The 21511-nt window shown below is 73.7% G+C and carries 17 protein-coding genes; 8 read left to right on the top strand and 9 right to left on the bottom strand.

The genetic code is table 11. The features are described from left to right. Positions 1-291: 291 nt before the first annotated feature. Positions 292-1353: a BMP family lipoprotein gene (locus IF47_RS0102790; RefSeq protein WP_031506332.1), complete on the bottom strand. Its 1062-nt coding sequence runs from the start codon at positions 1351-1353 to the stop codon at positions 292-294. 408 nt (positions 1354-1761) lie between these two features. Between IF47_RS0102790 and IF47_RS0102785 the strand changes: the two genes are divergently transcribed. After that, positions 1762-2016, top strand: coding sequence for a type B 50S ribosomal protein L31 (locus IF47_RS0102785; RefSeq protein ID WP_031506331.1), 255 nt, complete (start codon positions 1762-1764; stop codon positions 2014-2016). 112 nt (positions 2017-2128) lie between these two features. Here IF47_RS0102785 and IF47_RS0102780 read toward each other — a convergent pair whose 3' ends face one another. The 5 genes from IF47_RS0102780 to IF47_RS0102760 form a co-directional block, all read right to left on the bottom strand. Then, positions 2129-3376: an amidohydrolase gene (locus IF47_RS0102780; RefSeq protein ID WP_106982472.1), complete on the bottom strand. Its 1248-nt coding sequence runs from the start codon at positions 3374-3376 to the stop codon at positions 2129-2131. Between the two features lie 158 nt (positions 3377-3534). Continuing rightward, positions 3535-4740: a hypothetical protein gene (locus tag IF47_RS0102775; RefSeq protein ID WP_245640971.1), complete on the bottom strand. Its 1206-nt coding sequence runs from the start codon at positions 4738-4740 to the stop codon at positions 3535-3537. A gap of 28 nt (positions 4741-4768) precedes the next feature. Then, complete coding sequence (locus IF47_RS0102770; protein WP_031506328.1) at positions 4769-5701, bottom strand: N-acetylneuraminate synthase family protein; 933 nt, start codon at positions 5699-5701, stop codon at positions 4769-4771. Between the two features lie 2 nt (positions 5702-5703). After that, positions 5704-6921, bottom strand: coding sequence for an N-acylneuraminate cytidylyltransferase (locus IF47_RS0102765; RefSeq protein WP_031506327.1), 1218 nt, complete (start codon positions 6919-6921; stop codon positions 5704-5706). An 89-nt stretch (positions 6922-7010) separates the two neighbouring features. After that, the gene (locus IF47_RS0102760; RefSeq protein WP_031506326.1) at positions 7011-8294 is read right to left on the bottom strand and encodes a DUF6716 putative glycosyltransferase; all 1284 of its coding nucleotides are present in this window, start codon (positions 8292-8294) and stop codon (positions 7011-7013) included. 238 nt (positions 8295-8532) lie between these two features. On the opposite strand from IF47_RS0102760, the gene IF47_RS0102755 reads away from it, so the two are divergent. The 3 genes from IF47_RS0102755 (at position 8533) to IF47_RS30040 (ending at position 11392) form a co-directional block, all read left to right on the top strand. Beyond that, a complete protein-coding gene (locus tag IF47_RS0102755; protein ID WP_031506325.1) occupies positions 8533-9585 on the top strand; it encodes a glycosyltransferase family 2 protein in 1053 nt (350 codons plus the stop codon). Further along, positions 9582-10949 (top strand): hypothetical protein, encoded by a 1368-nt coding sequence (locus tag IF47_RS0102750; protein ID WP_031506324.1) that lies wholly within the window; start codon positions 9582-9584, stop codon positions 10947-10949. Before IF47_RS0102755 ends, IF47_RS0102750 begins: the two co-directional genes overlap by 4 nt. A gap of 266 nt (positions 10950-11215) precedes the next feature. After that, positions 11216-11392, top strand: coding sequence for an SCO1431 family membrane protein (locus IF47_RS30040; protein WP_106982471.1), 177 nt, complete (start codon positions 11216-11218; stop codon positions 11390-11392). A 118-nt stretch (positions 11393-11510) separates the two neighbouring features. Here IF47_RS30040 and IF47_RS0102740 read toward each other — a convergent pair whose 3' ends face one another. Beyond that, positions 11511-13109 (bottom strand): acyl-CoA mutase large subunit family protein, encoded by a 1599-nt coding sequence (locus tag IF47_RS0102740; RefSeq protein ID WP_031506323.1) that lies wholly within the window; start codon positions 13107-13109, stop codon positions 11511-11513. 270 nt (positions 13110-13379) lie between these two features. Here IF47_RS0102740 and IF47_RS0102735 point away from each other — a divergent pair, with 270 nt between their 5' ends. Then, positions 13380-14294 carry a L,D-transpeptidase family protein gene (locus IF47_RS0102735; RefSeq protein ID WP_031506322.1) on the top strand — a complete coding sequence of 305 codons (915 nt, stop codon included), beginning with the start codon at positions 13380-13382 and terminating at the stop codon, positions 14292-14294. Between the two features lie 227 nt (positions 14295-14521). Here IF47_RS0102735 and IF47_RS0102730 read toward each other — a convergent pair whose 3' ends face one another. Further along, entirely contained in the window at positions 14522-15655 is a 1134-nt protein-coding gene (locus IF47_RS0102730) for a hypothetical protein (RefSeq protein WP_031506321.1), read from the bottom strand. Further along, on the bottom strand, positions 15652-16296 hold the full coding sequence (locus IF47_RS0102725; RefSeq protein WP_037731791.1) for an RNA polymerase sigma factor: 645 nt from the start codon (positions 16294-16296) through the stop codon (positions 15652-15654). Before IF47_RS0102725 ends, IF47_RS0102730 begins: the two co-directional genes overlap by 4 nt. Positions 16297-16845: 549 nt before the next feature. Between IF47_RS0102725 and IF47_RS0102720 the strand changes: the two genes are divergently transcribed. The 3 genes from IF47_RS0102720 to IF47_RS28545 all read left to right on the top strand — a co-directional run bounded on the left by IF47_RS0102720 (position 16846) and on the right by IF47_RS28545 (position 21504). Continuing rightward, complete coding sequence (locus tag IF47_RS0102720; protein WP_245640970.1) at positions 16846-19536, top strand: FG-GAP-like repeat-containing protein; 2691 nt, start codon at positions 16846-16848, stop codon at positions 19534-19536. Positions 19537-19765: 229 nt separating this feature from the next. Then, a complete protein-coding gene (locus IF47_RS0102715; protein WP_051716872.1) occupies positions 19766-20392 on the top strand; it encodes an RNA polymerase sigma factor in 627 nt (208 codons plus the stop codon). A gap of 35 nt (positions 20393-20427) precedes the next feature. Then, positions 20428-21504, top strand: coding sequence for a hypothetical protein (locus IF47_RS28545; RefSeq protein ID WP_157839914.1), 1077 nt, complete (start codon positions 20428-20430; stop codon positions 21502-21504). Positions 21505-21511: the final 7 nt, after the last annotated feature.

Here is a 21511-nt window from a genome sequence, read left to right as displayed (position 1 = left end):
AGTGGCTCGTAGGAGGGTTCCGGCGGTGCGGGACGGCCGGGGCGGGCCGTTCGGTGCCGCCGGGCCGTGGGGGCGAAGGCGACGCTATCGCGTCAGCGGTTCACTACGCGCGTAGAGCCCGCTCTGCAAGGCGGGCCCGGGCGGCGGGACCCTTGTGAGGTCCTCGCCGCCGGGCCCTGGGGTCGATCGGGCGGCCGGCCTTCCGTGGGACGCCCAGGGGAAGAGGGGCGTCCCGCGGAAGGTCCGGGCCGCGTCGATCCCGCCGGATCGGATGGGATCCGAAGAACCGGGTCAGGGAGTGGTCTTGACCTTGATGTCGCCGTTCACGATGCCCTCGCGAGCCTTCTTCACGGCGTCCTGGATCTCGGTCATCTCGGCGAAGGCCGGGTTGGAGTCGGACAGGCCCACGCCGTCGGTCTTCAGGTCGAAGCGGACCACGCCCGTCTTCGGCTCGCCCTCGTGGACCGACTTGACCAGGTTGTAGACCGCGCCGGAGACGTCCTTGGTCATGGAGGTCAGGATGCTGTCCTTGTACTTGTCCAGCGTCTTCTGCTTGTACTGGTCGGAGTCGACGCCGATGACCCACTTGTCCTTGGCCGCGACCGCCTCGATGACGCCCTGGCCGGCGAGACCGGCGGCGTGGTAGAGCACGTCGGCGTCCGAGTCGAGCTGGCCGCGCGCGGCCTCCTTGCCCAGGTCGGGCTTGGAGAAGCCACCCATGTCCGGCGGCTGGGTCAGGTACTGGGTCCTGACCTTGACGGAGGGGTCGGTGTCCTTGACGCCTTGGACGAAGCCCGCCTCGAACTTCTTGATCAGCGGGACCTCGACACCGCCGACGAAGCCCACGACCTTGCTCTTGGTGGCCTTGGCCGCCGCCACGCCCGCCAGGTAGGAGCCCTGCTCCTCACTGAAGACCAGGTTGGCGATGTTCTCGCCCTTGACCGTCTCGTCGTCGATCAGGCCGAAGGTGGTCTTGGGGAACTTCTCGGCGGCCTCCTTGACCGCCGGCGCGTAGGCGAAGCCCACCCCGATCACCGGGTTGTAGCCCTGCCGGGCCAGGTCGGTGAGGCGCTGGACCTTGTCGGCGTCCGACTCGCCGTCGGAGGGCTCGACGTCCTCGCCGCCGATACCGAAGTCCTTCCGGGCCTTCTCGAAGCCGGCGTAGGCGGCGTCGTTGAACGACTGGTCGCCACGGCCGCCGACGTCGTAGGCGAGGGCTATGCCCTTGCCCTCCTTCGAGGAGCCCGAGGAAGAAGAGGAGGATTCCGTGGACGTGCTGCCACACGCGGTGGCGCTGAGGGCGAGGGCCGCGGCGGTGCCGACCGCGGCGACGAGCTTGCTTACCCGGCGCAAGAGGGACTTCCCTTCGCTCGAAGCGCCTCCGTTGGCGCTGGCTTCCGCCGCATCGTAACGCGCGTAGATGTCAGGAAAAGACATCTTGAAAAGCTGTTATCAGTTCGGTGTCGACACGGTGCGTCCCCACTCTTTTACACCCTGCCGCCAGGGCTCCGACGAGCGGCCCGCCACCTGCGCGCTCGCCCTTCCGTCCCCGTCCGTCACCCCACCCGTCACCCCGCCCGCCACCTCGTCGGACGGCCTCCGGACCGCTTGACGGGGTGACATGTGTCACCGGGGAACGCCGGAGGCCACCGGGAAACGCCGGGCGGACGGGGAGCGCCGGCACTTCCCTTGAGGGGGATGAAGCGGAAGTATCGGATATACGGCCAGTGCCAGACAGGCAGTGCCGGAGAGGAGACCGCCGTGAAGCCCGGAATCCACCCGCCGTACCGGCCCGTCGTCTTCCGTGATCGGGCCGCCGGCTTCGCCTTCCTCACCCGGTCCACGATGACCAGCGACAGGACCATCGAGTGGGAGGACGGCAACACCTACCCCGTCGTCGACGTCGAGATCTCCTCCGCCAGCCACCCCTTCTACACCGGCAAGGCCCGCCTGGTGGACACCGCCGGCCGCGTCGAGCGGTTCGAGCGGCGCTACGGCCGGCGCGAGGGGCGCTGACGGAGCCGGCGGACGGGAAGCGGACGAAAGGACGCGCGCGCCGCCCGGCGTCGGACACCGTGGGCGGCCGGTGGGCCGGTCCGTGCGGACCGGCCCACCGGCCGCCCAGGGGTCACTCGCGTTCCGCGTCCAGCAGGGCCGCGGCGGTGAACAGCTCGACGCCCGCGGTGATCGCGCTCTCGTCGACGTCGAAGTCGCCCTGGTGGAGGTCGCGCGGGGTGCGGTCGCCCGGTGGGCGCACCCCGAGGCGGGCCATCGCGCCGGGGACGTGCTCCAGGTACCAGGAGAAGTCCTCGCCGCCCAGGCTCTGCTCGGTGTCCTCGACCGACTCCGCGCCGCACCGCGCGACCATGGCGTCGCGCAGCAGCTCGGCGGTGCTCCGCTCGTTGACGACCGGGGGGACGCCCCGGATGTAGTTGATCTCGAACTTGGCCCGGTGGAGCGTGGCGACCTCGTCGATCGCGGCGTGCACCAGGTCGGGCGCGACCCGCCAGGCCTGCAGGTCCAGACAGCGGAGGGTGCCGGACAGCTCGGCGTGCTGCGGGATGACGTTGGGGGCGTGGCCCACCTCCAGCCGTCCCCAGGTCAGGGCGAGCCCGGCCCGGGTGTCGACGCGGCGGGAGAGCAGCGCCGGGACCTCGGTGGCGAGCTTGGCCGCCGCGGTGACCAGGTCGGTGGTGAGGTGGGGGCGCGCGGTGTGGCCGCCGGGGCCGTCGAGGGCGACCTCCAGGCGGTCGCAGGCGGAGGTGATGGGGCCGGCGCGCAGACCGATCCGGCCGGCCTCGACCTTGGGGTCGCAGTGCACGGCGACGATCCGTCCCACGCCCTCCAGCACCCCGGCCTCGATGGCGTCGGTGGCGCCGCCCGGCAGCACCTCCTCGGCGGGCTGGAACAGCAGCCGCACCGAGTGGGGCAGCAGGTTCCGGCGGGCCAGGTCGGCCAGGACGAGGCCGGCGCCGAGCACGGTCGTGGTGTGCACGTCGTGGCCGCAGGCGTGGGCCCGGTCCGGGACGGTGGAGCGGTAGGGCACCGTCTTGGTGTCCGGGATGGGGAGCGCGTCGATGTCGGCGCGCAGGGCCAGCATCGGGCGGACGCCGTCCCCCGCGACCGCGTTGCCGGGGTGGATGTCGCAGGTCAGCCCCGTGCCGCCCGGGAGTACGCGCGGGCGCAGCCCGGCCTTCTCCAACCGCGCCTTGAGGGCGGCGGTGGTCCGGAACTCCTGGTGCCCCAGCTCGGGGTGCATGTGGAGGTCCCGGCGGAAGGCGATGAGCTCGGTACGGAGGGCCGCTGGCAGGACGCCGGGCAAGGGCGTCTCAGCGGTGGTCCGGATGCTGGACTCTGACGACAACAACTGGCTCACCTTGTCGAGGGTAAGCCCAGGTGACGGCCCTCCGCAGAGGGAACGGGCAAAGTTCAGCCTCCAAGGGGACGGAAAAACCGGCCGGCGACCGCATACCGCCTGGTGTGGATGGGTATGCCCTCCGTTTTTGCTCGTTTCACGATGTGGTCACGAGCGGGTCATGACGTGGACGACCCGGGTGACACCGGCGGGGACGGGGTGAGCCTGCGGACGTCCCGCGCGGTGCCGGTGACCCCGGAGAGGAAGCCCTGGGCACGCGGTGAGGCGTTCGCGGTGAGCCAGGCCGGGTCCACGTCGCAGACCGCCACCGTCACCCCGGTGCCCGCCAGCGCCAGGGGCAGGGTGTGCACGACGGTGGACGGGAAGCTCAGGATCGTGCGTCCGATGGGGCCGCGGCGGGCGACCAGCTCCAGGGGAAGGTCCGGCCGGACGATCTCCAGGCCCGTCCGGTCCGCGACCCGGTGCAGCTTCTCGGCGCTCTCCCGGCGGTGGGCGAAGTAGCGGAGAGCGCCGTGGGCGCGGGCCAGGGAGGCGACGGCCTCCAGGTAGCGCTCCGGGTCCACCACACCGGTCTCGACCAGCGAGGTGCCGACCAGGTCGGCGCCGCCGGTGACCGTGGGCGGCCCGAAGCGGGCCCGGGTCCAGGAGAAGTCGTTGCGGGTGACGGTCACGTGCTCGGGCGGCTCGACCGGCATCGAGCTGAACACCTCCACCCGCCGGCCCTCGGACGGGGTCATCCGTCGGCGGGCCGAAGCGGAGACGGGCGCGAAGAGCGCCGCGCGCGCTCCCCCGGCGCCCTTGCGGTGCCACCGCACCAGGCGCTCGCCGCGCGCGAGCTGCGCGACGAACTCCATGGTCGCCGTCCCGTCGTCGACGACCACGACGCCCCGGTCATCGGCTCCGCCGGTCCCGTCGGCCCCGCCGCCCCGCTCGGTCCGGGCGAGGGCGAGCAGGAGCTGCACGTACCGCGAGAACGGGTCCCCCACCACGATCCGCGACGCGCGGCGCAGCGGTCCCAGGAGCGCGGAGACCGTCCGCAGCGGCGCTCCGGCACCGCCTCGGGCCTCCTCCCAGCGGACCGTGACGCCCTCCTCGTGCGCCAACCGGGCCATCCGCCGCAACTGGCCCCGCGTCATCGGGTCCCGCGGCGGCAGGACGGCCACGGTGAGGTCGCCGGACCGTTTCTCCCCGCCGTCCCGGTGGCCGGTGTGGGCCCACTCCAGGACGTTGAGGAGCTGTACCGGGCTCTCGACGAAGGCGAGGGTGCCCGTGGGGCGGCCCGTGGGGCGGGGGGCGCGGAGGCGACGCGCCCCCCGCCGCGCCGCCTCCGCGCCCGTCCCCCGGTCCGGCTGCGCGGGAACCACTCCCCCTGTGCTCACCGTGGCCGGCCCGTCAGACCGTCGCGGGCTCGCGGTCGACGGCCTCCTCGGCCTCGGCCACGACGCCCTTGACCCGGCGCAGCTTCTTCATGGGAGCCAGCTCGCTCTCGTAGACCTTCTTCACGCCGTCGCCGAGCGACTCCTCGATGATGCGGATGTCGCGCACCAGACGCTGCAGGCCCTGCGGCTCGACGGAGGCGGCCTGGTCCGAGCCCCACATCGCGCGGTCCAGGGTGATGTGGCGCTCGACGAAGGCGGCGCCCAGGGCGACGGCCGCGAGGGTGGTCTGCAGACCGGTCTCGTGGCCGGAGTAGCCGATCGGCACGTTCGGGTACTCGGCCTGCAGGGTGTGGATCATCCGCAGGTTGAGCTCCTCGGCCTTGGCCGGGTAGGTGCTGGTGGCGTGGCAGAGGACGATGTTCTCGCTGCCCAGCACCTCCACCGCGTGCCGGATCTGCTTCGGGGTGGACATGCCCGTGGACAGGATGACGGTGCGGCCGGTGGCGCGCAGGGCGCGCAGCAGCTCGTCGTCGGTCAGGGAGGCGGAGGCCACCTTGTGGGCGGGCACGTCGAACTTCTCCAGGAACTCGACGGCCTCCACGTCCCACGGGGAGGCGAACCAGTCGATGCCCTTCTTCTTGCAGTAGGCGTCGATGGCCCGGTAGCCCTCCTCGTCGAACTCGACGCGGTGGCGGTACTCGATGTACGTCATCCGGCCCCAGGGGGTGTCGCGCTCGATGTCCCACTGGTCGCGCGGAGTGCAGATCTCCGGGGTGCGCTTCTGGAACTTCACGGCGTCGCAGCCGGCGTCGGCGGCGGCGTCGATCAGCGCGAAGGCGTTCTCCAGATCGCCGTTGTGGTTGATGCCGATCTCGCCGGTGACGTAGACCGGACGGCCCGGGCCCACGATCTTGCTGCCGAGGGTACGGAGGCGGGGGCTGGTCATGGTCAAGACAGTTCCTTTCCGAGGATCCACGAGGCGATCTCGCGGATCGCGCCGGCCCCTCCGGGGACGGAGGTGACCGCGCGGGCCGCGCCGCGCACGACGTCGTGGGCACTGGCCACCGCGACGGGCCAGCCGACCAGGCCGAAGCACGGCAGGTCGTTGACGTCGTTTCCGACGTAGAGCACGCGCTCCGGCGCGATGCCCTGCTCCTCGCACCACTGCTTGAGGGCGAGGTCCTTCCGGTCGACGCCGTGCAGCACGGGAATCCGCAGTTTGCGGGCGCGTGCGGCGACCACCGGGTTCTGTTCCGTGGACAGGATCAGCAGCGGCAGGCCCGCGCGGCGCAGGGCGGCGATGCCCAGCCCGTCGCCGCGGTGGACCGCGACCGTCTCCCGTCCGTCGGAGTCGACGTACACCCGGTCGTCGGTCTGGGTGCCGTCGAAGTCGAGTACGACCGCGTCGACGTCGTCGCGGGTCGGCAGCGCGCCGGGCCGCTCTCCGTCGAGCAGCGGGGCGAGCGCGCGGGCGCGGGCGAGGTCGTGCGGGTCGTCGACCTCCAGCACGCGCGCCGGATCGGTGCGCACCAGCTCGGTGCGGCCGAAGAAGCGGTGCTCGGCCTCGCGGAAGCCGGCGGCGCGCATCGCGTACGCGGCGCCGGTCTCCAGCAGGTCCTGCGGCCGGTCCTGGCGGCGCGGGCGGAACGCCTTGTCGTGGTTGACGCCGTGTCCGCCGGTCCCCTTCCCGCCGCCCTCCCCGTCGCCTCCGTCACCGTCGCGCCAGACGAAACCGTGGAAGGGGGCGACGGTCAGCGCGCTGTCGGCTCCGCCGAAGGCCACCGCGGCGGTCACCCCCTCGACGTCCTCGCGGGTGAGGAAGGGGCTGGTGCACTGCACCAGCAGCACCACGTCGGCCTCCCGGCCGTGCCGCTCGGCGTGGACGTCCATGGCGTGCAGGACGGCGGCCTCGCTGGTGGCGGTGTCGCCCGCGATGTCGGCGGGCCGCTCGACGACCTCGGCGCCCGTGCCGCGGGCGGCCTCGGCGATGGCCGCGTCGTCGGTGGAGACCACCACGTGCGTCACGCCGCGGGCCGCCAGGCACTCCCGCGCCGCGCGGACGACCAGCGGAACGCCGCCGACGGTGGCGAGGTTCTTCGCGGGCACCCCCTTGGAGCCGCCACGGGCGGGGATCACGGCGAGGACGACGGGGGCGTTGGGGGGCACTGCGGCGGCTCCTTGCCGGGCTGAGGCGTCGAGAGACGCGGTGTCGGGAAGTGCGGCGTCGCGGGGTGCGGCGTCGGGAAGTGCGGCGCTCACAGCTCCCCCATCCGGCGGATGACCGGCGCCACGCGCTGGACGCCGTGGCGGTACGCGCCGCGTGCCGCGTCCCGCACGGCCGCGCGGACGGCCCGGCGCAGGCCGGAGGCGGGCTTGCCTGCCGCCGCCGTGGGCCGGGGCGCCCCGGAGGCGTCGAGCCCGTGACGGGCGAGGACGCCGGGGAGGTAACCGGGGGCGGTGGTGAGCGTGTAGTACGGGGTGATCGGCGGCAGCGTCGCGCGGGCGACGAGGGCGGCGACCCGCTCGCGGGCCGCGTCGAAGGCCGCCTCGTAGGGGCCGTCGGCCACGACGCCCTGCCGGGCCGTCCAGGCGGCGTCGGGTCGGGGCAGCAGGCCCTCGTCGAGCTGGTCCCAGGAGGCGAGGCAGCCCGAGCCCAGGAAGTGGTGGTTGCCCAGCGCCTCGCGGACGCCGAGGTCGGTGAGGATCGCGGTGGGAATGCCGCGGTGCAGGGCCTCCAGGGCGGCGGTGGAGCTGACGGTGACCAGCAGGTCGGTGCGGTCCAGCACCTCGCCCATGTGCCCGTAGACCAGGCGGCAGTTGGCCGGCAGTCCGCCGGGGAGCCGCGCCGCGAGCTTCTGGTACGGCTGCTCCTCGATGTGCGTGGTGTGCTCGCCCGGCTTGCTGCGCAGCTTGATCAGCACCTCGCGGTCCGGGTGCCGACGGGCGTGTTCGGCGGCGCGGCGCAGCAGGTACTCGCGGTCGGCGCGGCTCGCGGGCACGGACGGCTGGACGGCGAAGACGACGGTGTGGGGCCGCTCCGTCGACGCCTCGTACGGCGCGCCTCCCAGGAAGGGCAGCGCGCACTCCACGACGCTGTCGGCGTCCGCGCCCACGCCCTCGTAGACCGCGCGGAAACGCTCCGCGTCGTGGGCGGAGTTGGCCAGCACGACGTCGGCTCCGTGCCGCAGCAGCAGTCCGTCGGCGAGCTTCTCGTAGACGACGCCGACGTAGCCGGTGACGGTGACCGGGCGGCGCTCCCGCCCGTTGAGGTGGTGCGCGAGCCCGTGCAGCATCGCCTGGACGGTGCCGCCGACGCAGGCGAGGACCACCACGTCGTACGCGTCCCGGTCGACGGAGCCGAGGAACTCCGCGGCCGTCACCTCGCGCAGCGAGGCCGCGCGCACGCCGACCTCGTCGAGCTGGCGGGCGGTCGGGGTGGCCCGACCGCGCAGCAGCAGCCCGTCGACGGGCGCGCCGGGAACGATGCGGTGCGCGGTGAGCGCACCCCATTTCCAGCGCGTGTCGGAATCGGCGAGCACGGCGATGCGCGTCGACGCTTCCGGTGAATGCGAAGTGGTGGGTGATGGCACGTCGCAGACGCTAGGAAGGAATTCCGATTCTCCGCCCAACGCACATGCAACAGACGGTTAACAGCACACCGACGGACGGCCAACCCGGCTTCCGGAAAACGGGGTTCACCATTCCGCCATGGCGCGTTCACCCGTACTTACGCCACTGGTCGGCGGGTATGCCGCTCGGGTCCCTAACCTCACCGGAGTGGTCAAGCTCTCCGTCATCGTGCCGTTCCACGACGTTCGGCCCTACGCCCCCGACACCCTCCGCAGTCTGCGTCTGAACGCGGAGCTTCTCGGCAGTACGAGGAAATCCGGGGTATCCGGAAAAAGGGACGTCGAATTCATTCTGGTCGACGACGGTTCGACGGACGGCACCTCGGATCTCCTGGACCGTGCCGAAAAGGAGATTCCCGGCGCGGTGCTGGTGCGGCACGAGCGGCGCCGGGGCGTGGCCGCCGCGCGCAACACCGGGCTGGACGCCGCGCGCGGGAGGCACCTCGCCTTCCTCGACGGCGACGACTGGACGGCCCCCGACCACTTCCGCGAACTGCTGGCCGCCGCCGAGGCGCTGGACTGCGACTTCCTCCGCACCGACCACGTGCGGTGCGTCGGGCGCAGGCGCACCGTGGTGCGCGCCCCGCACGGCCGCCGCGGCACCGTGGACGACCCCCGCGCCGCGATCCTCCCCGCGCACCGCACCACCTCTGTCGACTACGCCTACGCCTGGGCCGGCGTCTACCACCGGCGGCTGCTGGAGCGCGGCGTCCTCCGCTTCGACGAGGAGTTGCGCACCGCCGAGGACCGGCCGTGGATCTGGCGGCTGCACCGCGAGGCGGCGTCCTTCGCCGTGGTCGGGCTGACGGGCGTCTTCTACCGGCGCGGGGTCGCCGGCTCCCTCACCCGGATCGGCGACGAGCGGCAGCTCGACTTCATCCCCGCCTACGACCGGCTGGTCGAGGAGACCTCCCGCGACCGGGACGCGGCGGCGCTGCTGCCCAAGGCCGTCCGCACCTACTGCGCGGTCGTCCACCACCACCTGACGAGCGACCGCTTCGATGCGCACATGGCCCGCACGGTGCGCGCCCGCTGTGCGGCCGCCCTGCGGCGGCTCCCCGACGACCTGGTGAGGCAGGCCCTGGACTCCATGGACCTCGAACGCGCCGCCCGGTTGAGGCGGTTGCGCCGCCGCCCCGTCCTCTCCCCCGCGGTCCGCGCGCGGACCGCGTCCGAGGCCGGTGCGGGGGGCGTCCGATGACCGCCTCCTCCCGCGTCCGACTCCTGGTCGCCGGCACCCCGTTGGGCGCCGCCCTGCAGGCCGCGGCGCTGGACGCCGACCTGTCGGGGGCGGGCGGGGAGCGGCTGCTGCTGGTCGCGGGCGACGCCGCCGTCCCCGAGACCACCCCCGCCCCGGACGCCCTGCCCGGCTTCGCCCCGCTGCGGCGCCGCTTCGACCGGGTGCTGTCCTGGAACGACGTGATCCGCCCCCTCCACCCCGGCTCCTGGGTGCCGCGCGCCGACGACGCGCCCCTGTGGGAGCGGCAGTTGCGGTCGCTGTGGGGGCTGGGGAACGCGGAGGTGGAGCTCGTCGTGGAGGGCGTCGACACCGCCCCGGCACAGGCCCTCGCCCGGATCTTCCCCGACGCCCCGCTGGACGTGTGCGTCACCGGGGCGGCGGCGTACGGCCCCACCCCCGGCAAGCTCGACCCGCTGCTGGGCACCCGGGTGCGGCGGCTGCTCCACCTCGGCCCGCTGCCCGGGCTGCGTCCGCTGCTGCTGACGGAGTTCGAGGCGGAGGAGCGGGTCGTGCCGGCCGACGCGCTGCGGGCCGTCCTGGCCGAGGCGGCGCGCGAACTGCCGCGGCCGGCCGTGCCCGAGGGGTGCGCGCTGCTCGTCGGGCAGGACCCGGACGCGCCGGGCGCGCTCCCGCCCGCCCGGGAGGAGCGGCTCCAGGAGCGGATGCTGCGCGCCCTGCGGGAGCTGGGGCTGCGCACGGCCGTCCTCGCCCCCCATCCGGCCGCCTCCGAGCGGCGTGTCCGGGCGCTCCTGGAGCGGGCGGACGGACTCGGCGTGGAGCTGTCCGTCGCCGAGGGCACACCGCCGCCGGAGGTGCTGTGCGAGCTGCTGCGTCCGGCGCTGGTGACCGGCTTCCCGCCGGAGACGCTGCTGGTCGCGGGCACCGTCCTGGGGCTGCCGGTGGCCCGCTGCGGCACGGACGTCCTCCTCGACCACCTGACCCCCTACGAGCACGCCGACCGCGTCCCGACGGTGATCGCCGACGCGCTGCTGCCGGATCTGGAGGACCCGGCGGCGGTCCGCGGCCGGGCCCGGTCCGTCCTCGACGGGGTGACCGAGGAGGCCTGGGAGGAACTCGCCGGGCTGGTGCGGGCGTTGGCCTTCTGCATGTGGCCGCGGGTCCACCCCGGGCTGCGGGACGAGGCCGAGCGCTTCCTGGCCGCCCACCCCGCCGAGCGCGTCCGGCGTCACTTCCCCCGTCGCCGGCTGGCCTCCCTCGCCCTGCCCGGCGCGCTCCCGACCGGTCTGGCGCCCGTCGTCCGCAACCCGACCGTGCGGCGCACGGCCCGCCGCGCGCTCGCGCTGGGGCGGAGGAAGCACCACTGAGGGTCGAGGGGCCCGGGAGGCCCGCCGGCGGCGAGTGGGGCCTCCCGGTGGCGGCCCGCGCGTGTCGTTCATCACAGCTCGGCCGGCCCGACGTGCTCGTCGATGCCCCATCCGCCCTGGTTGGGCGGCATGTTGGGATCGTCCCGGAGAGGGCCATCCGGTCCGGGAGTGATCCGCGTCTCTGTTTGGCCGGCGCCTCTCCCCGCATCCTGGAGGGGCCGCGGCGATCGGCCGCGGCGACCGCAGACCGTCGGCACGGGCGTGCCATGAGGCGAGACGAGGACACCACCATGGGCCACACGATGGCGGCGAGGATCGCAGCACCCTGGGTCCGCACCGGCGGGCCGTCGGACGAGGACCGGGAGAAGCTGGTCGAGCAGGCGCTCGGCTGGACGCTCACCGTGCTGGTCGCCGTGATCGTCACCGGGCTCGGGCTGCTCTGAGCCGGCGCTCTCGCCTTCCACATCGAAACCCGCACCGAACCCCACACCCAAACGTCCCCCCGGCCGTCGCCGGGGGGACGTTCGCGTTCGTGGCGCCCGGCGGGCCGGGCGCGGCGGCTCAGAAGGCGTCGGCGGGGACGTGGGTGCCCCACACCTCCCGCAGCGCGTCGCACACCTCGCCGACGGTGGCCCGGGCCCGCAGCGCCTCCCGCATCGGGTAGAGCACGTTGTCGCTGCCCTCGGCCGCCTTGCGCAGCTCGGCCAGCGCCGCCTCCACGGCCCGTCCGTCCCGCTCGGCCCGCAGCCGGGCCAGCCGCTCGGCCTGCTGCGCCTCGATCGCCGGGTCCACCCGCAGCGGCTCGTACGGCTCCTCCTCGTCCAGCCGGAACCGGTTGACGCCGACCACCACCCGCTCCCCGGCGTCGGTCTCCTGCGCGATGCGGTACGCCGACCGCTCGATCTCGCTCTTCTGGTAGCCGTGCTCGATGGCGGCCACCGCGCCGCCCAGCTCCTCGACCTTGGCCATCAGCTCCCGGGCCGCCTCCTCCACCTCGTCGGTCATCTTCTCGATGACGTACGACCCGGCGAAGGGGTCGACGGTGGCGGTCACGTCCGTCTCGTAGGCCAGCACCTGCTGGGTGCGCAGCGCCAGCCGGGCGGACTTGTCGGTGGGCAGCGCGATGGCCTCGTCGTAGGAGTTGGTGTGCAGCGACTGGGTGCCGCCCAGCACCGCCGCGAGACCCTGTATGGCCACCCGCACCAGGTTGACCTCCGGCTGCTGGGCGGTGAGCTGCACCCCGGCGGTCTGGGTGTGGAAGCGCAGCATCATCGACTTGGGGTTCTTCGCGCCGAACTCCTCCCGCATCACCCGCGCCCAGATCCGGCGGGCGGCACGGAACTTGGCCACCTCCTCCAGGATGGTGGTGCGGGCGACGAAGAAGAACGACAGCCGGGGCGCGAAGTCGTCCACGTCCATCCCGGCCGCCACCGCGGTGCGCACGTACTCGATGCCGTCGGCGAGGGTGAAGGCGATCTCCTGCGCGGGCGTCGCCCCGGCCTCGGCCATGTGGTAGCCGGAGATGGAGATGGTGTTCCAGCGCGGGATCTCGGCCTTGCAGTACTTGAAGATGTCCGCGATCAGCCGCAGGGACGGCTTGGGCGGGAAGATGTAGGTGCCGCGGGCGATGTACTCCTTGAGCACGTCGTTCTGGATGGTGCCGGTCAGCTTCGCCGCCGGCACGCCCTGCTCCTCGGCGACCAGTTGGTAGAGCAGCAGCAGGACCGCGGCGGGCGCGTTGATCGTCATCGAGGTGGAGACCTCGCCCAGCGGGATGCCGTCGAACAGCACCCGCATGTCGTCGATGGAGTCGATCGCCACGCCGACCTTGCCGACCTCGCCGTGGGCGATCGGCGCGTCGGAGTCGTGCCCCATCTGGGTGGGCAGGTCGAAGGCGACCGACAGGCCCATGGTGCCGTTGGCGATCAGTTGCCGGTAGCGGGCATTGGACTCCACCGCCGTGCCGAACCCGGCGTACTGCCGCATCGTCCACGGCCGGCCGGTGTACATCGTCGGGTAGACGCCCCGGGTGTAGGGGTAGGCGCCCGGCTCGCCCAGCTTCTCGGCCGGATCCCAGCCCTGGAGTGCGTCGGGTCCGTAGACCGGCTCGATCGGCAGTCCGCTCTCCGTGAGCCGAGCGTTGCCAGTCTCGCGTGCCATGTTCGATACCTCTCGGTTCGTCGCCCTGTCCGACACGGACTGTAGCGATCCGCGCGCGGGCGAGGGGAGGTCCCCCGTCTGGGACCTTCCTCACAAGAAACCTTCCTCACAAGATGACGGGGCTTTCGAAGGAACCGGATGCGACACTCGCGCAACGATTCGCGCCGTCCTCTCCCGTGCCGCTCGTGGTTCGGGCAGGGTTGCGGTCGGGAATCCACATCTCGACGCGGATCAGGTGGGAGCGGTTTCTCCGACATCCCGGGGGGTTTCATGTCATACGGGTCCACGAGGGCCGGTGTCCGCGCGGCGTGTGCCGCGGCGACCGTCGCGCTGTTGGGGGCGGGCTGCGCGGTGCAGCCGGCCGGGGCGGAGTCGCGTCGACCGGCGGCGGTGACGTCGCCGGCGGCGGAGCCGTCCACGGCCGACACCACGGCCGCCGCCTCGCCGACGCCGACACCGACGCCCACCCCGACCCCGTCGGCGTCGGCGAGCGCGGAGGCGACGGAGGAGGCCGAGCCTTCGGCGACGCCCACGACGCCCACGACGCCCGCGCCGCCCCCGCCCCTCCTGCGGGAGGGCGCGGAGGGGAAGCAGGTCCGGGAGCTCCAGGCGCGGCTGCGTCAGGCGGGGCACTTCGACCTCAACCCGACCGGCTACTACGGGTCGGTCACCACCGCGTCCGTGTCGGCCTTCCAGAAGCGGCAGGGCCTGCCGGCCGACGGTCGGGTCACGCAGGCCACCTGGGACGCGTTGACGGCTCGGACGAGGCCGCCCACGCGGCAGGAGCTGTACCCGCCGACCACCCGGCCGTTGGCCGACCCGGACCCGCGCTGCCTGACGGGCCGGGTGCTCTGCGTCAGCAAGGAGAGCCGGACGCTGGCCTGGATGATCGACGGGAAGGTCGTCTCGGCCATGGACGTGCGCTTCGGTTCGGAGCTGACCCCGACCCGTGAGGGCGAGTTCGGGATCACCTTCAAGAGCCGGCACCACCACTCGACGCTCTACGACACCCCGATGCCGTACGCGCTGTTCTTCAGCGGTGGCCAGGCGGTGCACTACTCCGCCGACTTCGCCGCCAACGGCTACAACGGCGCCTCGCACGGCTGCGTCAACGTGCGGGACAAGGCGAAGATCTCCGCCCTCTTCGACGAGGTGAGGGTGGGCGAGAAGGTGATCGTCTACTGACCGTCCCGGAAGCGGGACGCGAGGAGGACGCGAGGAGAAGGGCGCGGGCGGGGCCGGGGGAACGTGCCCCACCCGCGCCTACGCGCATCCCGCAGGTACGGGGGGAACCTCGGGTGGCGCGCTCGCCGATGACCAGTCGGCTCGTTCTGTACTGCGTCAGTGGCTCGAAAAGTGTCACACCTGCCGTGCGCGCCCCCTCGAATCGGGGCTCGGGCGGTTCGGGAGCGTCAGAAACCGGCCGGCGTGAGGGACGTCGGGGACGGGGTGACGGGGATGTCGGGACGTTCCGAGCCGCTCGGGCCGTCCGGTTCGACAGCGGCGGGGAAGGGCTCCTCCTCGGGAAGCGTGTCACCGCCCTCGCCCTTCTCGGGAAGCGTGTCACCGCTCTCGCCGATCCCCGGGCGGTCGGTCGCTCCTCCCGGACCCGCGGTGCCGCCGTTGGACGAGCCGCCGCCGTTGGAGGAACCGCCGCCGTTGGACGAACCGCCGCCGGCCGTGCCGTCGTGGCGGCGGCAGAACTCCTCGACCTTGTTGGGGCCGCCCGCCACGCGCTCCAGCTTCGCGCGGCCGGCCTTGTCGAGTTCGCCGTTCTCGCGTTTGCCGCACAGCGACGCGGCCCACACCGTCCTGCCGGATTCCCCGGTGGCGGGCGCCTCGGCCTCGTTCCCGGTCCCTTCCGACGGTCTCGCCGAGGGGGGCCGGTCGTCCGCGGCACGGTCGTCGGGGCGGGCTTCGGAGCCCGCGTCGGCGGAGTCCCCCTCGCCCGTTCCGCCTTGGGCGCCGTGCGTTCCGCCGTCTTCCGGGCCGCCCTGACGGGAGCTCCCGTCGGACAGGGTGCCGTCGCCGTCGACGGCGCGCCGATCGGAGTCCTCTTGCCCCGGTTCCCCCGATTCCCCCGGCACGGCCGACACGCCGGCCACCGAGGCGGAGGAATCGCCGCCCCGCTCGAACCTCGGCAGCACACCGCTGCCCGCCGCGACGGCGACACCGCCCACCACACAGCCGGCGAGCCCCACCGCCAGTCCCGTCCGCAGGGGGCGGCCGTACCGGCTCGCCCACAGTCTCCGGCGGACGCGCCGCTTCCCGGCCCGGTCCGCCGTCCCGGCGCGCGCCGCCCGGAAGGCCGCCAGCGCGGCGGCCTCCCCGGGCAGCTCGCCTCCGTCGTCCCGTGCGCCGGACGCCGACGTGCGACCGGCTGTGGCGGCAGCGGTCGTGGGGACGGCGGCGAGTTCGTCGAGGGCCTTCGCCAGGGCCACCGCGCGCGCGTCGTGCCGCGCGGACGGGCCGTGGTCCGGACGACCGCTCAGCAGACGCTCAGCGGCTTCCTCGTCCAGCCAGTCGTACCGGTCGTCGGCCCTCACGTTTCCCTCAGCGCTCTTCTGACCTTTTCCGTCACACCGCGGGCCGCGCCCACACACGGCGCGGGCACCCCGTCGCCCGCTCCTTCCTCGCCGTCGAGCAGTTCCGCGAGCCTGCGCAGTCCCCGGTGCGCGGCGGTCCGCACCGCGCCCGGCCGCTTGCCCAGCACCTTCGCGGCCCCCTTGGCGTCGAGCCCGACCACCACCCGCAGCACGACCGCCTCGGCCTGGTCGCGCGGCAGCCGGGAGATCAGGGCCATGGTGTGTCCGGTGCCGATCGACTCCAACGCCTCGTCGACGGTGTCGGAGCCGGCGGGCAGCACGGCCAGTTCCGCCTCGTCGTCGGCGGAGCCGGTGGCGGGCCGCCGACCTCGGGCCCGGATGTGGTCCAGCGCGCGGTTGCGGGCGATCCGCGCCGCCCAGCCGCGGAAGCGGTCGGCGTCGCCCTCGAAGCGGTCCAGGTCACGGGCGATCTGCAACCACGCCTCGGAGGCGACGTCCTCGGCGTCGGCCTCCGGGACCAGTGTCCGCACGTATCCCAACAGACGGGGGTGTACGGCGCGGTAGACGGTGCGGAAGGCGCATTCGTCCCCCTCCCGCGCCGCTCGCACCGCTGCGGTGAGTTCCGCGTCTTCCCCCTGCACGCCTTGTCCTGCCCCACTTCGCGATGTAGCGCCCGGCCGCGCTCCTGGCCGAGCGCGGTCTCGCCATGATGCTTCGATCTGCGTCGATGCGAAGCAGCACGCTACGACCTAGTGTGCTCTCCCGTCCATGCGGACGGTTCGGTAGTTACGGAGAAGAGAAGCACGAGGGTGGGCACGGGGAGACTCCGGGGAGAGGACGCGAAGGTTCCGTGCGGAGGGGCGCGGCGGAGGCGAGTAACACATTCGCGTCCTCCGACGCTGAGCTGAGTAACGGGCCCCGCTCGGCGCGGTGGCTCGTATTCGATGACGGCCGGGGTCTCTCCTGTGGGGGGTGGCGACCCCGGCCGTCTTCGCTTGTTCCCGGCCCTCTTGCCGACTCGTTCCGCCCCTTCCGGCTTTTCTCTTCCGTGGCTGTGACGTTTCGGTCTCCTCGCGCGCTGTGTGGAGAGTCCCGGCTCGGACGGGACGGACAGGTTTCGGACATCGATCCAGACGACACGACGAGGGGCGGGACACGTGGGTCCGCGAAGAGCACGTGCGCGAAGAACGATGAGTATGGGGGGGCGCGTCTGGCTGACCCTGGGCGCCATGGTGGTCGGCGGCGCCGGGGTGGTGACCGTGGCCGTGGCGAACCCGCCGGAGAACCGCGGACCGTCCGTGGCCGCGTCACCGGTCAAGGTCCACTCCGTGAAGCTCCAGGCCAAGGGCAACGGCCGGGAGGAGGTCGCCCGCCGCGACACCAGACCGTTCGCCCTGCTGGGCATCTCCTGGCCGCGGGCCGGCGCCGAGCTCGACGGCCGGGCCGAGGTCCGCACCCGCAGCATCGAGACCGGCGAGTGGTCCCCCTGGCAGGAGCTGGGCCTGGACCTGCACGCCCCCGAGGGCGAGGAGGGCCGTGAGGCCCGGGCCCGCGGCGCGACCGAACCGCGCTGGGTCGGACCCTCGGACGGTGTGGAGGCCCGCGTCGTCTCGGACGACGGGCGGACGACCGCCGGCCTCCCCCACGGGATGCGGCTGGACCTGGTCGACCCGGGTGTGACGGAGCGCGAGGCGAGGAACGCCAACGCCGCCAACCCCGCCGGCGCGGCCCGCGGCACGGACATGGAACCCGCCGTCCACGTCGCGAACGACCCCACGGGCACCCCCTCGGCGTCCCCGGCGGAGTCCACGTCCCCGACGCCGTCGACCGAGCCCTCCGGCACGCCCACCACCGACCCCGGCGGCTCTCCCACGCCCACCGGGAGCGCGACGCCGAGCCCGTCCCCGACGCCGACCGTGCCGACCGCGCCCGAGTCGACCGTCACCCGGCCGCCGATCGTCTCCCGCGCCACCTGGGGAGCCGACGAGTCCCTGGTCGAGGACCCCCCTGAGTACCTGGAGGGGATCAAGGCGGCCTTCGTCCACCACACCACGGACGCCAACAACTACGGCTGCTCGCAGTCGCCCGCGATCGTCCGGGCGATCATGGCGTACCACGTCGAGAGCAACGGCTGGAACGACCTCGGCTACAACTTCCTCGTCGACAAGTGCGGCACGGTCTTCGAGGGCCGCGGCGGCGGCGTCGACCTGCCGGTGCGCGGCGCCCACACCTACGGCTTCAACGGCGACTCCACCGGCATCGCGGTGATCGGCAACTTCGCCACCGACGGCGTGCCCGCCCGGACCGCCCTGAACGCCGTCTCACGCGTGACCGCCTGGAAGCTCGGCCAGTACGGCGTGAACCCCACCGGCAAGGTGACGCTCACCGCCGCGGGCGACACCGGCGTGTGGAGGGAGGGCGAGCAGGCGACGCTCAACACCGTCTCCGGCCACCGCGACGGCTTCGCCACCGAGTGCCCCGGCCGGTCCCTGTACGCCAAGCTGCCGGAGATCCGGCGCTTCGCCGCGAGCCCGGCCGCGAGCTCCGCCGCCCCGACCGCCGACTTCAACCGCGACGGCATGGCCGACATGGTGGCCGGCACCCACCGGGCCGCGGTCGGCACCGCGTCGGGCGCGGGCACCGTCACCGTGGTGCCCGGTGGTGTGGACGGCCCGGTCGCCGAGGCCAGGATCACCCTCTCCCAGTCCAGCCCGGGTGTCGCGGGCGGTGCCGAGGCGGGCGACAACTTCGGCGCGGCCACCGCGTACGGCGACGTCGACGGCGACGGCCACGCGGACCTGGTGGTCGGCATCCCGGGCGAGGACGACTCGGCGGGCCACACCGACTCCGGCGGGGCGACGATCATCTACGGTCCCGCCTTCGACAGGAGCCACTGGCTGGAGGCCGCCGCCGCGGACCGTGTGAACGGGGCCCGGTTCGGCTCGACGGTCGCCGTGGGCGACTTCGACAGCGACGGCCACGCCGACGTCTTCACCGCGTCCCTGACGGGACCGGCCGGCTGGTGGACGTTCGACGGCGCCGACCGCGGCGTGCGCAAGGGCACCCTGCAGGCGGCGTCCGGCACCATCTCCCACCTGGCGTCCACCACCGGCGACTTCAACCGCGACGGGTACGCCGACGTGGTCCTGAACCACCGGGACGCCGACGGCATCGGCCGGCTGACCCTCCTCAACGGCTCCGCCGAGGGCCTGAAGTACGTCGGCCTGGCCTCCGTCAAGGGCGGTCGTTCGGTCGCCGCGGGCGACATCGACGGCGACGGCTACGCGGACCTGGTGGTCGGCCAGGCGTACACCGCCGAGTCCGACGCCCACAGCGGCGGTCAGATCACCGTGCTGCCCGGCTCGGCGGACGGCCCGACCACCGTCGGGAGGAAGGTCTTCCACCAGGACACCTCCGGGGTCCCGGGCGCGGCCGAGGCCGGCGACGCGATGGGCTGGTCGGTGGCGGTCGGCGACGTCGACGGCGACGGATACGACGACGTCCTCACCGGTCTGCCCCGCGAGGACCTCACCCGCGACGGCGTCAACCGCGAGGACGCGGGCATGACGCTGCTGTTCCACGGCACCTCGTCGGGGTTGACCGCCTCCGGTTCCAGGTCCTTCCACCAGGACACCTCCGGCATCGCCGGCGTGAGCGAGAGTCACGACCGGCTCGGTACGGCGTCCCTGCTCGCCGACCTCTCCGGCTGGGGCCGCGCGGATCTGGCCATCGGCGCCGACGGCGAGGACGCCTACGACGGCACGATCCTCCAGCTCGACGCGGGCAGCGCGGGCATCTCGACGTCGGGGGCCGTCTACTACACCCGCTCGAAGCTGGGCCTCCCCGCGGGCGTCCGGCTGGGCGAGCAGCTCACGCCGTGACCGGGTGATCCCTCCGCGCGAGCGGACCGGCGGGAACGGCGCCCGCCGACGACAGGGGCCGGACGGGACACTCCCGTCCGGCCCCGCGCCGTTCGCCGTCGGTCCCCGAACCCTTCCGGCGACCGACGATCCGTGCCGCGGAACCACATCCTCGACGTGGCGTCAACTGTCCGTTGTGGAAGGTTCCGTGTCGACGTTCCCCGCGCCCCGTGGAAGGATCACGTCCGTGATGGATGCGGCGGGTGACGGCGACGGTGTCTCCCCGGAGCGCAACAGGGATCTGGGCGCCGCGGTTCTCGATGCGCAGCGGGGCGACGAGGCGGCCTTCCGTGCCGTCTACCGCCGGCTCAATCCCGAACTCCTCCGCTACGCGGCCGTCATCGTCGGCCAGGACGCCGAGGACGTGGTGGCCGAGACCTGGTTACAGATCGCCCGTGACGTGCTGCGCTTCGAGGGGGACGGCGCCGCGTTCCGCCGTTTCGCGCTGGCCGTGACGCGCAACCGCGCCCGTGACGTGCTGCGTCGTAGGAAGCGACGCGCACAGGAGATCACCGTACCGACCGACGAGTTGCCCGAGCCGCACGTGTCCGGCGTCCCCGGCGGGGGAAGCGCGCCGGACACGGCGGAGGTGGCCGGGGCAGCGCTGTCGACACGTGAGATCGTCTCCCTCATCGCCACCCTCCCCGGTTCGCAGGCGGAGGCGGTGCTGCTGCGCGTGGTGCTGGACCTGGACACGCGGAGCACCGCCGAGATCCTCGGCAAACGACCGGGCGCGGTGGCCATGGCCCTGTCGCGCGGGCTGAAGAAACTGGCCCGGCTGGTGGAACGCCCCGAGGCAACGGCGGTACGGAGGTGAACGACCCGATGCGGGACGGGAAGGAAGGCGTCCGTGTGGACGAGGCCGTACTGCGCCGTCTGATCGCCGAAGGCTCCAAGGGAGGGGGCGGGCCCCGCGGTACGGGCGACCTGCCGTCGGAGAGCAGCCTGCGCGCCCTGGCCGCCGCTCTCGAAGCCGTGGCGGCCCTGCCCGGTCCCGGTGGACTCAAGGGCGAGGAGGAGGCGTTGGCGGCCTTCCGGGCCGCCCGCGCCGAGCGGGCCGACGCCCCGGCGACCGGTCTGCGGGGCCGTCTCGCCCGGCTGGCGCGGCGTCTGGGCGGAACGCGTACGAGCGCGCTCGGCGTGGTGGCGGTCGCCGTGCTGGGCAGCGGGGTGGCGGTGGCCTCCGGCGGGGTTCCGTTCCTGCCCGGGGGCGGCTCGAACGGGACGTCCGGTTCCCCGGCGACGCCGGGCACCGCCTCGGTCGCCTCCTCCCCCGGCTCCACGACGGCGGGGTCCGGCGCGTCAAACGCGCCGTCCGACGACACCGGGCTCGACGGCCTCCGGCCGTCCGACGTCCCGGCACGGATCGTCGCGCTGTGCCGGTCCCACCAGAGGCGTCCGGACACCGAGCCGCAGAAGCCGCTGGTCGCCGCGGCGGGCGACGACGACCGGGTCGACGCCTACTGCTCGCGGGTCCTGGAGATCGCCGCGCCGGACCAGGGCGCCGAGGATCGGAAGGGCGAGCAGGGGAACGGAAGCCAGGACACCGGCAACGGGAACCAGGGGAACGGGGACCAGGGCAACGGCACGCCCGCCGGCCCCGCGGAGGGGAACCAGGGCAGCGGAAACGGCGGCCAGGGCAACGACAACGGCGCGTCCGGCGGCAACGGCAACCAGGACAACGGGAATCAGGGCGCCGGCGGCAACGGCCGGGGGAACGGCGACAGCGGCCGGGGGAACGGAACCCAGGGCAGCGGCACCGGCGGTCAGGGCAACGGAAACAGCAACGGAAACGGCAACGGCGGCCAGGGCAACGGCAGCGGAAACGGCGCGTCCGGCGACAACGGCCGGGGCACGGGCGGACAGGGCGCCGGGCCCGACGCGGGCACCCGGGGCGGCGGGACGCACGGCGGCGGAGACCGTCCCTGATCCCGAG

This window comes from Streptomyces megasporus (assembly GCF_000718985.1).
GTDB classification, from domain to species: Bacteria; Actinomycetota; Actinomycetes; order Streptomycetales; family Streptomycetaceae; genus Streptomyces; species Streptomyces megasporus.
The sequence above is the reverse complement of the archived record's forward strand: the minus strand, read 5'-3'. Positions and strand labels throughout refer to the sequence as shown.

Coding starts and splice junctions, on each gene's coding strand:
- IF47_RS0102740 (WP_031506323.1), bottom strand. CDS start 13,109: ATGGCACGCGAGACTGGCAACGCTCGGCTCACGGAGAGCGGACTGCCG.
- IF47_RS0102770 (WP_031506328.1), bottom strand. CDS start 5,701: ATGACCAGCCCCCGCCTCCGTACCCTCGGCAGCAAGATCGTGGGCCCG.
- IF47_RS0102750 (WP_031506324.1), top strand. CDS start 9,582: ATGACCGCCTCCTCCCGCGTCCGACTCCTGGTCGCCGGCACCCCGTTG.
- IF47_RS0102720 (WP_245640970.1), top strand. CDS start 16,846: ATGAGTATGGGGGGGCGCGTCTGGCTGACCCTGGGCGCCATGGTGGTC.
- IF47_RS0102735 (WP_031506322.1), top strand. CDS start 13,380: ATGTCATACGGGTCCACGAGGGCCGGTGTCCGCGCGGCGTGTGCCGCG.
- IF47_RS30040 (WP_106982471.1), top strand. CDS start 11,216: ATGAGGCGAGACGAGGACACCACCATGGGCCACACGATGGCGGCGAGG.
- IF47_RS0102715 (WP_051716872.1), top strand. CDS start 19,766: ATGGATGCGGCGGGTGACGGCGACGGTGTCTCCCCGGAGCGCAACAGG.